Origin of the sequence: Snodgrassella sp. M0351 (genome assembly GCF_016100575.1) — a bacterium.
GTDB classification, from domain to species: domain Bacteria; phylum Pseudomonadota; class Gammaproteobacteria; order Burkholderiales; family Neisseriaceae; genus Snodgrassella; species Snodgrassella alvi.
Genome location: NZ_JACFSG010000001.1, coordinates 378,998 through 394,923 on the forward strand (window position 1 = coordinate 378,998; position 15,926 = coordinate 394,923).

Below are 15,926 nucleotides of genomic sequence, written 5' to 3' on the forward strand. Positions count from 1 at the left end.
TTTCCTTAAGATGAGAAGCATAAGCCGAGCAGAATATTCATGCCCGGCCTGTACCTGTGTGGATTAAAGAAATGCAAATCAGGTTACCTGTCCGCGCGTGTGAAACTGTGGCTGTGCCCACTCCTCATTAATTAATACCTGTTTCAGATGCTGAACAGCATGCCAGATATCGGTATAGCTCAGATACAAAGGTGTAACTCCCAGGCGAATCACTTCCGGTTCGCGATAATCTCCGATTACACCGCGGGCAATCAGAGCCTGAACTATGGCATAACCATGAGGGTGACGCAGGCTGACATGGCTGCCACGGTGAGCATGTTCACGCGGTGTAATCAGTGTTAAGTTATGTCCGGCACATTCCTGCTCAGTAAGAGCAATCAGTAAATCAGTAAGTTGCAGAGATTTGTGCCGCAGTGACTGCATATCTGTTTGTAAAAAGATATCTACGCCGCTTTCTATTAAACTCATAGATACAATTGGCTGTGTACCGCATAAATAGCGACGGATATTATCTGCAGGTGTATAGCTTTCAGCCATATCAAACGGCCGCGCATGACCCCACCAGCCGGATAATGGCTGGCTGAATGCAGTCTGATAACGCTCATTTACCCACAGCATAGCAGGTGCGCCGGGACCGCCGTTCAAATATTTGTAAGTACAACCAATAGCAAAATCACTGTTACTGGCATTTAGATCAATAGGTACAGCACCGATTGAATGACACAAATCCCAGATAAGTAATGCACCATGCGAATGTACCAGTGCATTAATTTCTTCCATGTCGTGCAGGTAACCGGTACGATAGTTAACATGAGATAACACTACAACAGCAGTGTTTTCATTAATACGGACGGGCAGATCTGCCGGTGTATCTATTAGATGAAGCTGATAACCCTGATTAATCAGAGCCATGAAACCTTCAATCATATAAATATCGGTAGGGAAAGAATCACGCTCAGCGATAATGATTTTACGATTATTGTCATTATTCTGCTGAATATGGATGGCTGTGGCCAATACTTTAAACAGATTCAGGCTGGTTGTATCGGTAACAACGGTTTCATTTTCCTGAGCACCAATCAGCTGACCGACTTTATTGCCTAATCGTACCGGTAAATCCCACCAGCCGGCTTTATTCCAGCTATTAATCAGATCGGTACCCCATTGCTGATTAATCACTGCCTGAGCATTTTCTGCAGCTTTTCTGGGTTTCGCACCCAAAGAGTTACCATCCAGATATATAACCCCTTGTGGTAATTCAAACTGATTTTTTAGGGGAGCCAGAATATCGGCGGCATCCCATTGCTGACATTGTTCTAGTGTAATCATTTTGTGCCGGTTGAATTTCAAAATGAATAGTGTACTGAATTGTTGCCAGTTATGGCGAATAAAATTTAAATTAATTTATCCGAATATTTATCTTAATCAATCTGTGTCAAGATAGATAAATATTATTCTGTTTTATTCTGCTGGCTGCCGATTTTAAATATTTGTGCCACTATACCCATTATCAGGATGATAGCCGCCAGTATGCTGGTATATATTACTTCATATTTATAGGTTCCTTCGATAATCATAATAATAATCGAAGCAATAATCAGCCCGATAACCAGATAAGTCAGCCATGGAAAGCACCACATTTTAAATGTCAGTGTCTGCCCTTGTTTTTCCAGTTTTTTACGCAGAAATAATTGTGAGCAGCTGATAGCGAGATAAACATACAGGGCAATCGTACCGGTAGCAGTCATCAGTACATCGTAAACATCCATTTTGGAGGTAGCGGTGAGATACACTGCAAACAGGGTAAAGATACAGGAAATAAGCACGCCAATTTGCGGACTGCCATTTTTCGAGGTATAGGACATGATCCGATGAGCATCGCCGCGTTTTGCCAATGAATATAACATGCGCGAACAGGTATACAGAGCTGAATTAAAACAGCTTAAAACCGAAGTAAGGACAACAAAGTTGACGATATGACGTGCCTGAGGAATTCCCAGAGAGGTTAATACTACACTGTATGTTCCCCATGTGGCATCATTCAGCCGCGGGTCGTTATACGGAATCAGACAAACGGTAATAAAAATCGAACCTACATAAAACAGGATGATGCGCCAGACAACAGATTTTGTGGCTTTACGAATTTCTGTAGCCGGATGGTTGGATTCTGCAGCAGCAACAGTAACGATCTCAGCACCAATATAGGCAAACATAACACCCAGCAATGCTGTTACCACAGATGATGATCCTTTAGGCATGAATCCCTGATCAGTTAAGTGTGTCCAGCCTTTTGCATCTGCCTGACCCCACGGCCATAAATAGATAATAGCCAGACTGCCTACAATCAGAAACAATACAATGGCGACTACTTTGATTAAAGCAAACCAGAATTCAAATTCCCCGTAATTTTTAACATCCATCAGATTGATAACAACCAGAGCTACGGTTACTGCCAGCATATAGCTCCAGATGGGAAATACAGGAAACCAGTTATTAAGAATTTTACCGGCTACATAGGCTTCCCAGCCCATGAGCAATGCCCAGAAAAACCAGTATAACCAGCCAATGCTGAAACCTGCCCAGCGGCCGATAGCAGTATCGGCATATGTGGAAAAAGAACCGCTATCCGGATGAGCTACAGCCATTTCTCCTAACATGCGCATAATCAGCATGACCAAAAGACCGCCGGCACCATAGGCAAGAATGGCTGCGGGTCCCGTATGGTAAATTACAGAGCCGGAGCCAATAAATAAAGCCCCTCCGATCACGCCAGCAATAGAAATCATAGTCAGATGGCGTGATTTAAGTCCGTTTTTCAGTGTGGATGATGTGCTCAAATTAATTCTCCTTTGGAAAGAGTAATATCAGACTGAAACACCTTTAGCTGGCTGAATTCAGTCAACAATGCCCCAACCTGATTTATGCAGTGCATTCAGGATTTTTATAATTATGAAGAAAGCGGCAGCAAAGCAGATTATGGCTGCCGCGGATTCAGGAATTACTGGTCAATGCCGGCAAGAAGTACATATTTAATTTCAACGTAATCTTCTATACCGTATTTAGAACCTTCCCGACCAAGACCGGATTGCTTGACGCCGCCAAAAGGTGCTGCTTCATTTGACAGCAGTCCTGTATTGATGGCTACCATGCCATAATCCAGATTTTCGCTGACACGTACTATTCTGCCGATATCACGGCTGTAGAAATAACTGGCCAGGCCGAATTCAGTGTCATTAGCCCAGCTGACAACTTCTTCTTCGCTTTCAAAACGAAATACCGGCGCCAGCGGACCGAAAGTTTCCTCACGAGCAACTTTCATGTCCTGAGTAACATTTTTCAGTAATGTAGGCTGGAAGAATAATTCACCGTGATTATCTGCGGTTCCGCCGGTAACGATTTCCGCACCTTTGCCAATAGCATCAGTAATATGTTCCTGAACTTTGTTAACCGCACCTGCATCGATTAATGGTCCGACAGTTACACCCTGATCCAGTCCGTTGCCTATTTTCAGTTTGGCAATGGCCTGAGCCAGTTTATCCACGAATTCATCATATACAGCACTTTGTACGTATAACCGGTTGGCACATACGCAGGTCTGGCCGGCATTGCGGAATTTGGAAATCATCGCACCTTCTACGGCTGCGTCGATATCAGCGTCATTGAAGACGATAAATGGTGCATTACCACCCAGTTCCATAGATACTTTTTTTACAGTACCGGCGCACTGAGCAATCAGTTTACGACCTACTTCTGTAGAACCGGTAAAACTGAATTTTTTTACCCGATCGTCTTCAGTTAATACTTTACCGATATCACTGGAGCTGCCGGTAATGACATTGACTACTCCGGGCGGGATGCCGGCACGCTGTGCCAGCTCAGCAATGGCTAGTGCAGATAATGGTGTTTGTGAAGCCGGGCGAATAACAAAAGTACAGCCGGCAGCCAGAGCCGGAGCAATCTTGCGGGTAATCATCGCATTCGGAAAATTCCACGGCGTAATGGCTGCACATACACCGATTGGCTGCTTAAGTACCATAATCCGTTTGTCATTTGACGGTGCGGGTATGGTATCACCATAAATACGTTTGGCTTCTTCTGAATACCATTCCAGATAAGATGCACCATAGGCAATTTCACCTTTAGCCTCAGCCAGCGGCTTTCCCTGTTCTGAAGTCAGGATAATGCCCAGATCTTCCTGATGCTGCATCATTAGTTCAAACCAGCGGCGCAGAAGATTACTGCGCTCTTTGGCTGATTTGGCTTGCCATGGTTTCAATGCTGCATGTGCTGCTGCTACAGCACGTTCAGCTTCTGCTGTACCCATGCGGGGCACGTCTGCCAGATTGTTTCCGGTAGCCGGATTGATAACTGAAATAACTGCGCCATTATCGGCGTTCAGCCATTGTCCATTTATATAACACTGGGTTTTTAATAATGCAGAATCATGCAATTGCATAGTTTTTTCCTAAAAAACTGAAACAGACATGACAGGCTGCCGGTAAAATATTCTACCGGAGCAGCCTGCAGACAATGAATATTATTGAGCCTGACGCAGGGCAGTTTCAAGTATATTCAATGCTTCATCAAATACATGATCTTCAATAGTAAGCGGATAGAGACAACGAATTACATTGTAATACTGTCCGCAGGTCAGAATCATCAGACCGTTTTCCAGCGCCAGTTGCTGTACTTTTTTGGTACGTTCAGCATCTGGTTCTGAGGTGCCGGGTTTAACTAATTCAATGGCGACCATAGAGCCCGGTCCGCGTACTTCTGTAATAGACGGAATAACTTCTTTTAAATTGTTAAAGCGTTCTTTTAATCTGTTCCCCAGAATATTGGCGCGCTCACACAGTTTTTCTTCTTCGATAACATCAATAACTGCATCAGCAGCAGCCAGTCCCAGCGGATTACCGGCGTAAGTGCCGCCCAGGCCGCCTACTACAGGAGCATTCATTATGGCTTCTTTGCCTACTACACCGGAAAGCGGAAAACCGCCGGCCAAAGATTTGGCAATGGTCATTAAATCTGGCTGTACGCCGGTCAGTTCGGTAGCAAACATTTTTCCGCTACGGGCAAAGCCGGACTGAATTTCATCAAAAATCAGCACGATTCCGTGTTCATCCGCCAGCTGGCGTAAGGCACGCAGAAATTCATTTGGTGTAACATTAAAGCCGCCTTCACCCTGAACTACTTCGATAATAATAGCAGCAACATCGCTGGGCGCCAGATGGCATTTGAAAATATTATGAAGACCGTGCAATGCATCTTCAATGCTAACGCCATGCAGTGCATTCGGATAAGGTGCATGTACGATATCAGCAGGGAACGGCCCGAAATCTACTTTATAGGGTGCGATTTTGCCGGTTAAAGCCATAGTGAGATTGGTACGGCCATGAAAGGCACCGTTAAATGCGATTACACCACGTCTTTTGGTATAGGCACGGGCAATTTTAATGGCATTTTCAACAGCTTCAGCACCAGAGGTAACAAACATTGTGCGTTTGTCGCCGGCAATAGGTGCTCTGGCATTAATTTTTTCGGCAACCTTAGCATACAGCTCATATGGAACAGTATTAAAACAGGTATGCGAAAATTTCTGCAGTTGATCAGCTACTGCTTTTTGTACTTTGGGATGCAGATGACCAGTATTCAGAACGCCGATACCTCCGGCAAAGTCAATATAACGTTTACCTTCAGGAGTCCAGAACTCAGCATTTTTAGCGTGATCAATATAAAAATCGCACATGAAACCGACGCCACGAGGGGCTGCGGCCAGTTGACGCTGACGAACATTGCTTGTTTGACTCATAATATTTTCTCCAAAAAAGTGCAGACCGGCCTAAGCAGGTTTTTACTAATATCAACGGTATGATATATGTTCTGACAATATAATTAACTGACTGAATCTATCAGTCTTATAATTGATTGGTTTATTCGGTTAAATTACGGGATTAAATTTATACTGTCAATCTGGATAAATATTCTGTTAAGGTAGAATATTGAAAAAAATTCAATAAGAATGAAATTAAATGTTTTTATAATTGGTATTATTGGCAATTAATATTAATTATAAATATTATTTTAAGAATTAATTGCTTAATTTATGCGTATATTCTTAATTGCTGAGCGTCTGCAGGCAGGCAAATAAAGTGCTGCCTTATTTGATTATTGATTTCAATGATGTATAGATGTCAGTGTTAATTAAAAAGGCTAAACCGGTTGGATTTAGTCTGATAGAAATTGGTGTTGTGTAGTGTTATTCAGTTAAAACTAATCAATACTGTTGTTAAGAAACAATTTTGGTATGAACTGGTTTAGTAATAATCAGACAAAAAATAAATGAAACAGACACCATTGCAAGTGCAATCACATAAATAATGTGATGACCGAAGTTGGCAGAAATTACCTCCTGTAACAAACTAGGCAGAATAGTACTGTATAAAGGCAATTGTTAAACAAATTAGAAATTAAACAGTTCAACTGGGAAGCTGATCCTGAAAATACAAGATGCAGACATTGGCACACTTGATTAATTTTAATTTTTATTGAACATGTTGAAGTAAGTTTGGTTAACGAAACAACTATTGTAACTCCCACTCTTTTTTGATGGCTTCAATTGATGGATTAGACTTTATTTTACCATTTACAAATACCAGCGGTGGAGCCATTGTTCTGACATATTGATATCTTTTAATCATCTGATTTATTTCTCTTTCTGACATAATGTTTTTCTGTCTGAAATTGTAACTATTAGTTCGGGTCGCAGGAATATTCTGTTTATTTAGTTCTGTGACCAGATAATCAGCAACCTTTGCCTGCTGTGACGGACAATTGACTGGAGCTACAATGATAATTCCCTTACTTTCGGGAAGATTATCTGATATATCCAGAAAACCATATTGATCTGTTCTGGATTTGATATCCTGAACAAATATTCTTTTTTCTTGTATGCTTTTATGCCATTGATAACCCGCAAAACACAGGGCACAAGATGCTACTACTGTTAGGATGATTCTTTTCATTAATCTTCCTCTTTTTGAAATTATCCGGCTATTTACAAATGTATATGCTTAATATCAAAGTAGAACCAAGCAAAAATTACGGGTTTATCAATTGGTTTTGTACCATGCAGATTGTAAACTCTCTCTGTTCTATTTGCAATATTATGTATATTAATGTAAATAAAAAAAACAATACGTTAAATTTAATTAGGATTTTATCACTAAATGACGAAGAATTTGTTTTTCTTTTTAAATTGTCTGAGTAATTCAGAGAAGCTCCTATTATTCTTTTGATAATAACTTTTGTTAATATATGATTTTCCCCAAACACCCACATTGCGACCAAACCTGTAACTATTTAGCGCCTTCAGTGACAGCATCTTGAGTGTATTCAGTAATTTTGCTACTGCCTGAGTATCTATCAAAGGGCTTAGGGTAACACCCGCATCCATACCGTTACTAATGTCAAATTGTTGATAGTTTGTTAGAATTTAGTCACACTGGTCGTTGACAGCGTTTTGCACATAAATATGATTGGTACAGACTTAGGTCCGTCATTGTGGAATTTGAAAATTACGGCGCTGGTTACCGCTGCATCAATATCTGTATCATTGAAAACAATAGATAGAGCTTTCCCCAAGTTCTATAGAAACTTTTTTACTGAAAATGCTTATTACGCAATAAGTTTTTTCCAACTTCGTTTTTAAAGTAATCCGGGCGGCAGTTACCGCACATACAGCTTCTGTGGCAACCATTTTAGGATTATCAGCCAGTTTTTCACCGATTGAAGGATTGGATACGGGTATGATTTTTTATCATCAGCATTTAACCATTCACCATCAACTTAGCACCGGGTTTTGAATAATTTAGAATCATACAACTGCGTTTTATTTTCCCTGAAATATGACTATTTAAACGTTTACAACTGTTAAACGATAATATGATTATGCCGGATAGTTTAGGAAAATATTTGTTTGTTAATGCGGATTTTGGCGGTATGAATTTATTTATTACTACAGTGCTTTATTTATATTGATAATAGATGTTTTAAGATAAGCCTATAGTCAGTTTTAGAACCTTATTAGAACGGTGATTACGGTGCCGATCAGTGATTAACCTTTGAGGGCGATTTAATTGTTGAAGGCGGTGGCTGAATAATCAGGCACAAGATGAAAGATAAAATTACCATGGCTAAAGAAATGGTATAGATACTCTGATGTCCGAAGTTGGCCGAAATAACACCCTGCAACATACCGGCAAGAATAATACTGCTAGAAATACAGTTATTAAACAATGTAGAAGCAACACCCGTACGTTTAGGTAATAAATCCTGAAAATAAATCAGACCGATACTGGCTATTATGCCGATAAATAAACCATTAAAGAATTGTAAACCAATCAGCATCCATTCGTTTTGGGTAGAAACCATACCGATATAAAATATGATGCCGCAAATGACTGCAAAACAAATCAGATTTTTATTACCAAAGCGCGGTACCAGCATGCTGGCAATCAGCATAGCGGGAATTTCAATGGCAGCAGCTATGCCCATCAAATGTCCGGGCAGTGAAGGTGAACCGGACAAAATATCATCAATATATAAAGGCATATCAATCAAATACATCATATTGGCTGTACCCATACTGATTGAAGCGATAAACAGCAAAATGACATTAGAATTATTGAAAATCTTTTCTTTTGGCTCTTGTTTTTTAGTAACAGATGCCGGATGTTTTATGACAGGAAAGCACAGAAAAACGATCAGCATGGCTACAAAAAACATAGCTGCCGCACTCAGATACATAATGGTAAATCCGTAATTCACGGCTAATGCAAATGATAATGGCGGACCGATTACCCAGGCCAGTGACAATTGCGCCCGTAAAATGCCATTGAAAACGACAACGTTGCGGCCGGTTTTATCTGTATATTCACGTGCAGATGCAAAAATTTGCGGCATAGCTGCAGAGGTAAAAGCTGAAAAAAATATGCCTACGGTAACGAGGATAAAGTATTGGCGCGAAAATGCAAATGTAATGCAATTTCCTATGCCCATCAGACAACAAAATAGAATAATATTCCGTCGAACGCCTTTATTATCTGAATATTGTGCCAGCAGAAAGCTGACGACAATGCCGGCAACGGCATTGATTGAGTAAAACAAACCTACCTGATATGGATTAACCTTCACATCTTCGGCAAGATAACGGCTGAGTGTCGGTGCCTGCAATGCACCGGCAATACCAATAATAAATGCGGCAACTAGAAAAGAACCCAGAATAATATAAGCCTTTTGTTTTATCGCAAGGTTTTCTTCCATAACTGACTTTTCTATTCTGAAAAGAAAGAGTTATATCATAATTCATGGTTATAGGTATTTAAAACTCTTAATAAAAATATCATATTTTTTCTAATAAAGTACATAAGTTATTGTTAATTTATTAATTAAATTTCAAATTGTGGATATTTATTTAATTTGAATTTATTAATAATAAATATAAATGCAGTATATATGAAATCGTGTTTGATAAAAATTAGCAATATGATTATAAAAGCCGTAAACTTTTATCTAAAAATAGTTGGCAGAGACCAGCGTTTGTATAAAAAATATTTGATTATCACAATTTAGTTTATACGATTAATTTAAAATGAAATTTTTTGAGGAATTTGAATAATTTTTCAACGAAAGTTTCAAGTAATCGAGGATACAAAAATTGTTAATAGCTTTTTCTGGTTCGACGATACCGGACTAAGCTATCAGAAGCTGTTTATTAACAAAAATTGTGCAGGATTAATCGGTTATAGAGTAAGCCGGGTAATCCTGCAAAAGTAAATTTTTAAATCAATTTCTGTGTATGCAGCAGATTTTCAATTTGTTCTTTATTCCAGTTATTGCTTACAGCCAGAGTCATGATAGCCACAGCAGTTTCCAGATTACATTTACCGCCGTTGATGACGCCGGCTGCACGCAATTCATGTCCTTGTGCGTAAACAGCAGAGGCACATCCCTGTAAAACCTGACTGATATTCAGAATAGGTATAGATTGCTCACTAATCTGTCTGATTGCAGCCAGAAAATTCCTATCATTAGGGGTATTGCCATTGCCATAGCTTTGTAAAATTACTCCGTCAGGCGGATTGTGAGTAAGACTGGCGGTAATCATTGCCAGATTAGCACCCGGAGTCAGAGTAAAGCAGTGAATTCTGGCTGATGTACTGATGTCATATTGTGCAGATAGGTCTGAATTGCCGGCAACAGGCAGATTAGTATTAAACCATCCTTCAGATTCAGACCATTGTGCGAGTGAACCAAACTGGGGATTGGCAAATGCGTCTGCCTGTTCTGTACTGATTTTGCTGCTGCCGACAGCCGGCCAGAGCTGTCTGTTAAAGGCAATGGCAGTTTGGGAAAAACCCGGCAGGCTGAATGCAGCTAATGCAGTTCGCAGATTTTGTGGTGCATCACTGTTATCAGCTTCCAGGGGTAGCATGGCTCCGGTAAGAATAATGGGGATATTCAGTTGCGGCCGTGCTAGCGCAATTATATTGGCACTGTAGGCCATGGTATCGGTACCATGCAGAATGAGCAGACCATCATAATTTTCAGCTTTGCTGTCTATCCAGTTAATCCATGTCTCCCAGTTTGACAGGGTAATCGCTGAAGAATCAATCAGTGGTTCACAAATAAACCAGTCGCATTTGAGCTGGTGACTGTATTCCTGAAATATGGGCGCAGCCAGGCTGGCAAGATTGGCAGCCGGAGCCAGTCCGGCCGGTGTTTGCTGCATACCAATGGTTCCGCCAGTGTAGTAAACAGCCAGATGTTTCGGGGAGTTCATATATGCTGCCTTTCATACGGTTACTGGTATTAGTGCAAGCATATCACGAACGGGTTTTGTTTACTCTGGCTTACGCGTACAATAAGGTTTTTTCTGTGTCTGTAGAATGGTAATCATGATTCGTACTCGTTTTGCTCCCAGTCCTACCGGTTTTTTGCATATTGGTGGTGTGCGCACTGCTTTGTTCTCTTGGGCATTTGCACGTAAACATCATGGTAAGTTTATATTACGAATTGAAGACACGGATCTAGAACGTTCTACGGCTGAATCAGTGCAGGCGATTATGGACGGTATGCACTGGGTTGGTCTGGACTATGATGAGGGTCCGTTTTACCAGACAAAGCGCTTTGACCGTTATGCTGAAGTTTTACGTGAGTTAGTGGCTTCCGGTCATGCCTATTATGACTATACTAGTCGTGAAGAGCTGGAAGCAATGCGGCAGGAAGCTGAGGCACGTGGTGAACACTTCTGGTATGACCGCCGCTGGCGGCCGGATGAAGGCAAAACACTGCCACCTGTACCCGAAGGTGTTCAGCCGGTTGTACGTTTTAAAATGCCGCTAACTGGTGAAACTGCATGGGATGATTTGGTTAAAGGTCATATTGCCATTGCCAATCAGGATCTGGATGATCTGATTATTGCACGTGCCGATGGTACGCCTACTTATAATTTCTGTGTAGTTGTAGATGATTATGATATGGGTATTACGCAGGTTATCCGAGGTGATGACCATGTCAACAATACGCCTAAACAGATTAATATTCTTTTGGCTATGGGTGCATCTTTGCCTCAATATGCTCATTTGCCGATGATTCTGAATGAAAAAGGCGCAAAAATGAGTAAGCGCCGTGATGCAGTTAGTGTAGTTGATTATGACCGGCAAGGTATTTTACCGGAAGCTTTACTGAATTATCTGGCACGACTCGGCTGGGGACATGGTGATGATGAATTCTTCACGATGGAACAGTTTGTTGAATGGTTTGATTTAAAAGATGTCAGCCCTTCAGCCAGCCGTTTTGATCATGAAAAGCTGTTGTGGCTGAATGCGCAGCATATTAAAGCCAGTGATAATTCCCGTCTGGCTGAGCTGGTGCGTCCGCGTCTGGCACAGCAGGGCATTGAAGTGACTGAGCAGCCGGATTTGGCTGAAGTGATAGCACTGGTTAAAGAACGTGCTCAGGATTTAAATCAGCTAGCTGAAGAATGCAGATATTTTTATGCTAAAGCCACTCCCGGAGAAAAGGAAGTAGCTAAACACTGGGATGCTGATGCTCCGGCACGTATGCAGCGCTTTGCAGCCCGACTTGAACAGTTATCACAATGGGATGCGGAAAGTATTCACGCTCTTTTTGCACCATTTTGTGAAGCAGAAAATATTAAAATGGGTAAATTGGGTATGCCTTTACGTCTGGCTGTATGTGGTACTGGAAAAACCCCGTCGATTGATCAGGTGCTGGCTTTATTAGGGCGCGATGAGGTATTGCACCGTCTGCGTCAGAACTGAGTTTGATTTGCATTTACACAGGCTGCCGGTCTTGTGATTATTTGTCTTGAGACAGATATTACAGTGCCGGCAGCCTGTGTTATTTAGGCTGATAATATTGAGTAAAAATTTTTTGTGTGTAAATAAAAAGCTGATTATGGATGTAAATTGTGTATTTATGGCTTTTTTGTGTAAGTTTGATACACAATTAATTATGCCGGCAGGTTGCTGCTATGCTCTGCCTGTGGCACAATCTGCGCCGGTTTTGGATGAATGTAAATGAATACAAAAGCAAATTTATCACAACGTATTGTTGTTGGCATGTCCGGTGGAGTGGATTCATCGGTTACAGCCTGGCTGCTCAAGCAGGGCGGTTATGATGTGCGCGGTGTCTTCATGCAAAACTGGGAAGACGATAACGATGACGAATATTGTTCTATCAAGCAGGATTCACTGGATGCAGTAGCAGTAGCTGATCTGATTGATATGGATATTGATATTGTTAATTTTGCAGGTCAGTATAAAGATAATGTCTTTGCATATTTTCTTCAGGAGTATCAGGCTGGTCGCACACCCAATCCTGATGTATTGTGTAATGCAGAAATTAAATTCAAATGTTTTCTGGAACATGCCCTGAACGGTGGTGCAGATCTGATTGCAACAGGACATTATGCACGTAAGGATGTACGCGATGGCGTACATTATCTGCTCAAGGGGCTGGATCGGAATAAAGACCAAAGCTATTTTCTGTATCGACTGCAACCATACCAATTACAACGTGCATTGTTTCCGCTCGGTGACCTGGAAAAATCTGAAGTACGCCGATTGGCGGAGCAGGCTCAGCTACCCACAGCCGGAAAAAAAGACAGTACGGGTATCTGCTTTATTGGTGAACGACCTTTCAGACAATTTTTACAGCGTTATCTGCCTACTAATCCGGGTGCAATGGTGACACCGGAAGGTAAAATTGTAGGTGAGCATGAAGGACTGATGTATTACACACTGGGGCAGCGCAAAGGTTTGGGTATCGGAGGCGACGGTGAGCCGTGGTTTGTTGCCGGAAAAAATTTGCCGAATAATGAGCTTCTGGTTGTGCAGGGACATGATCATCCACTGTTGTTCAGTCGCAGCCTGATTATGCATGATTTAAGTTTTACGACACCAGAGCGTCCGGCAGAAGGGCGCTATGGCGTGAAAACACGTTATCGCATGCCTGATGCGGCGGCTCAATTGCGTTATCTGGCTGATGATTGCGCGGAACTGGTATTTGATGAACCACAATGGGCAGTGACGCCCGGTCAGTCTGCTGTACTGTATGCTAGCGCTGTGTGTCTGGGTGGTGGTATTATCAGAGATACCGACAGTCATAGTATTCAAAATAATTAATTTAATCACTTATATCAACAGACTGGCTGGCTACAGTCAGTCATCTTGCAGACAATGCTGATGTTCTGATTTGATGTTTTCTTTGCAGTCTGTTTTGACTGATATTTCCTTACTTCACTTTAAATTAGACGCATTGTTGCAGAGGAAAAAGATAATGGAAAAAATCTGGTTACAAAGTTATCAGGAAGGGGTGCGGGCAGAAGTAGATGTGCGTGCATATTCGTCAATTATTGACGTTCTTGACACCAGTGTGAAGAAATTCGGCCCGCAGCCAAGCTTTTCCAATATGGGTACTACACTCACGTATACTCAAACTGCTACTTTTGTAAATCAGTTCACCTCATATTTGCAGAATGTACTGAATCTGCAAAAAGGTGAGCGGGTAGCAATTATGATGCCTAATGTATTGCAGTATCCGATTGCGGTATTCGGGGTGTTACAGGCTGGCGGCGTAGTTGTGAACGTCAATCCTCTGTATACGCCGAGGGAATTAGCTCATCAGTTGATTGATTCCGGTGCGACTGCGATTATCGTACTGGAAAATTTTGCGCATACTGTGGCTCAGGTACTGGAGCAGACTGCAATCAGGCAGGTGATAGTGGCCAGTATGGGTGATATGCTTGGCTGGCTGAAGGGTGCTGTAGTGAACTTCATGCTGCGCAAAGTCAAAAAAATGGTGAAGCCTTTTCAGATTGAGCGGTCAGTTACTTTTCTTCATGCTCTGGAATTAGGGAAAAAACAACGTTTTACTCCGGTACCGCTTGAGTTGGAAGATTTGGCTTTGTTGCAATATACCGGCGGGACAACCGGTATGTCCAAGGGCGCAATGCTGACGCACGGTAATATTGTGGCCAATATGCAGCAGGCATCAGAATGGATTAAGGCAAATCTGGTGCCCGGAAAGGAAGTAGTAGTAACACCATTGCCGCTATATCATATTTTTTCACTTACTGTGAATATTATGATTTTTGCTAATGCCGGTTCCAAAAATATTCTGATTACTAACCCGCGTGATATCAAAGCTTTGGTTAAAGTTTTGAAAAACAATCGGGTAACGGTAATGAGTGGCGTTAATACTCTATTTAATGCACTGATTCATAATGAAGAATTTAAAACGATTGATTTTTCAACCTGGAAGCTTGTGCTGGGTGGAGGAATGGCAACTCAGAAAATGGTGGCGCAGGAATGGAAAGCCATTACGGGTGTGCCCATTATTGATGCTTATGGTCTAACCGAGGCCAGCCCCGGCGTTTGCGCTAATCCGCTGAATAATCCTGAATATACGGGTACTGCCGGTTTACCGGTTTCGAATACAGATATTGAAATTCGTGATGATAACGGCAAGGTTCTCGGGGTTGGTGAAGTAGGTGAGTTATGGGTTCAGGGGCCGCAGGTAATGAAAGGCTACTGGAACCGACCGGAAGAAACAGCTAAAGTTCTTGATAGCCGTGGTTTTGTAGCTACCGGTGATATGGCTGAAATTGATGCTAAAGGTTATGTAAAACTGGTAGATCGCAAAAAAGATATGATTCTGGTATCGGGTTTTAATGTATATCCGAATGAGGTAGAAGAGGTTGTAGCCGCTATGCCAGAGGTGCTGGAAGTGGCTTGTATCGGTGTACCTAATGAAAAATCAGGCGAAGCAATCAAGTTATTTGTAGTAAAACGGGATCCGAATCTGACTCGTGAACAAATTATTGCCTATTGTCGCCAGAATCTGACCGGTTATAAGGTGCCTAAAGATATAGAGTTTTGTTCAGAATTGCCCAAATCTGCTGTAGGAAAAATTTTGCGTAAGGATTTGCGAACAGAAAATTAATATTTTGTTATTAAAAAACGGATACTGCTAATATAGGAGCAGTATCCGTTTTTTATTCAGTAAATAAAATGTAATAATTTATTATGGGTACAAAGTACAATAAATGATATAAACATATTTATAGGTTTTATTTGTTTAATATCTAAATTCGGTCTGATTGGAATAAATAAATGAATTTACTTATTTTTTAGCTTAATTTGTTGTTAAACTGAATCGTAAATCAGTCCAATTTTGATTGTAATTCAAATAGAATATTTAATTTAGAATGAATATTTTTAGTACTTGTTGTTGGCAATAATAAGAAAGCTGGAATTTTATTTTTAATTTTAAATCTGTATTCTACTTTCAGTTACTTAGCAGAAATTCTTTAGATTAAGTTGATAACTAAAAAACTG

10 protein-coding genes are annotated in these 15,926 nt (G+C 41.2%); 3 read left to right on the forward strand and 7 right to left on the reverse strand.

Going from position 1 to position 15,926, the window contains the following annotated elements; genetic code table 11:
* Positions 1–78: 78 nt before the first annotated feature.
* From kynU to H3V01_RS01655, 7 genes are all read right to left on the reverse strand, one after another.
* A complete protein-coding gene (gene kynU / locus H3V01_RS01625; RefSeq protein WP_198185804.1) occupies positions 79–1,329 on the reverse strand; it encodes a kynureninase in 1,251 nt (416 codons plus the stop codon).
* Between the two features lie 122 nt (positions 1,330–1,451).
* On the reverse strand, positions 1,452–2,837 hold the full coding sequence (locus tag H3V01_RS01630) for an amino acid permease (RefSeq protein ID WP_025330330.1): 1,386 nt from the start codon (positions 2,835–2,837) through the stop codon (positions 1,452–1,454).
* Positions 2,838–2,998: 161 nt separating this feature from the next.
* A complete protein-coding gene (locus tag H3V01_RS01635) occupies positions 2,999–4,456 on the reverse strand; it encodes an NAD-dependent succinate-semialdehyde dehydrogenase (protein ID WP_198185805.1) in 1,458 nt (485 codons plus the stop codon).
* A gap of 81 nt (positions 4,457–4,537) precedes the next feature.
* Positions 4,538–5,812, reverse strand: coding sequence for a 4-aminobutyrate--2-oxoglutarate transaminase (gene gabT / locus H3V01_RS01640; protein ID WP_198185806.1), 1,275 nt, complete (start codon positions 5,810–5,812; stop codon positions 4,538–4,540).
* Between the two features lie 772 nt (positions 5,813–6,584).
* Positions 6,585–7,025 carry a hypothetical protein gene (locus H3V01_RS01645; protein WP_096765477.1) on the reverse strand — a complete coding sequence of 147 codons (441 nt, stop codon included), beginning with the start codon at positions 7,023–7,025 and terminating at the stop codon, positions 6,585–6,587.
* A 1,084-nt stretch (positions 7,026–8,109) separates the two neighbouring features.
* Positions 8,110–9,324 (reverse strand): sugar efflux transporter, encoded by a 1,215-nt coding sequence (locus H3V01_RS01650; protein ID WP_198185807.1) that lies wholly within the window; start codon positions 9,322–9,324, stop codon positions 8,110–8,112.
* A gap of 517 nt (positions 9,325–9,841) precedes the next feature.
* Positions 9,842–10,843, reverse strand: a complete 1,002-nt coding sequence (locus H3V01_RS01655; protein ID WP_198185808.1) for an asparaginase — start codon at positions 10,841–10,843, stop codon at positions 9,842–9,844.
* 112 nt (positions 10,844–10,955) lie between these two features.
* On the opposite strand from H3V01_RS01655, the gene gltX reads away from it, so the two are divergent.
* The 3 genes from gltX (at position 10,956) to H3V01_RS01670 (ending at position 15,531) form a co-directional block, all read left to right on the forward strand.
* Positions 10,956–12,347, forward strand: coding sequence for a glutamate--tRNA ligase (gltX, locus tag H3V01_RS01660; RefSeq protein WP_198186417.1), 1,392 nt, complete (start codon positions 10,956–10,958; stop codon positions 12,345–12,347).
* Positions 12,348–12,605: 258 nt separating this feature from the next.
* On the forward strand, positions 12,606–13,712 hold the full coding sequence (gene mnmA, locus H3V01_RS01665) for a tRNA 2-thiouridine(34) synthase MnmA (RefSeq protein WP_198185809.1): 1,107 nt from the start codon (positions 12,606–12,608) through the stop codon (positions 13,710–13,712).
* Between the two features lie 154 nt (positions 13,713–13,866).
* Positions 13,867–15,531 (forward strand): AMP-binding protein, encoded by a 1,665-nt coding sequence (locus H3V01_RS01670; protein WP_198185810.1) that lies wholly within the window; start codon positions 13,867–13,869, stop codon positions 15,529–15,531.
* Positions 15,532–15,926: the final 395 nt, after the last annotated feature.

Excerpts from the sequence above, each read along its gene's own strand:
- H3V01_RS01645 (WP_096765477.1), bottom strand. The coding sequence starts at position 7,025 with ATGAAAAGAATCATCCTAACAGTAGTAGCATCTTGTGCCCTGTGTTTT.
- H3V01_RS01670 (WP_198185810.1), top strand. The coding sequence starts at position 13,867 with ATGGAAAAAATCTGGTTACAAAGTTATCAGGAAGGGGTGCGGGCAGAA.
- H3V01_RS01635 (WP_198185805.1), bottom strand. The coding sequence starts at position 4,456 with ATGCAATTGCATGATTCTGCATTATTAAAAACCCAGTGTTATATAAAT.
- kynU (WP_198185804.1), bottom strand. The coding sequence starts at position 1,329 with ATGATTACACTAGAACAATGTCAGCAATGGGATGCCGCCGATATTCTG.
- H3V01_RS01650 (WP_198185807.1), bottom strand. The coding sequence starts at position 9,324 with ATGGAAGAAAACCTTGCGATAAAACAAAAGGCTTATATTATTCTGGGT.
- gabT (WP_198185806.1), bottom strand. The coding sequence starts at position 5,812 with ATGAGTCAAACAAGCAATGTTCGTCAGCGTCAACTGGCCGCAGCCCCT.
- mnmA (WP_198185809.1), top strand. The coding sequence starts at position 12,606 with ATGAATACAAAAGCAAATTTATCACAACGTATTGTTGTTGGCATGTCC.
- H3V01_RS01655 (WP_198185808.1), bottom strand. The coding sequence starts at position 10,843 with ATGAACTCCCCGAAACATCTGGCTGTTTACTACACTGGCGGAACCATT.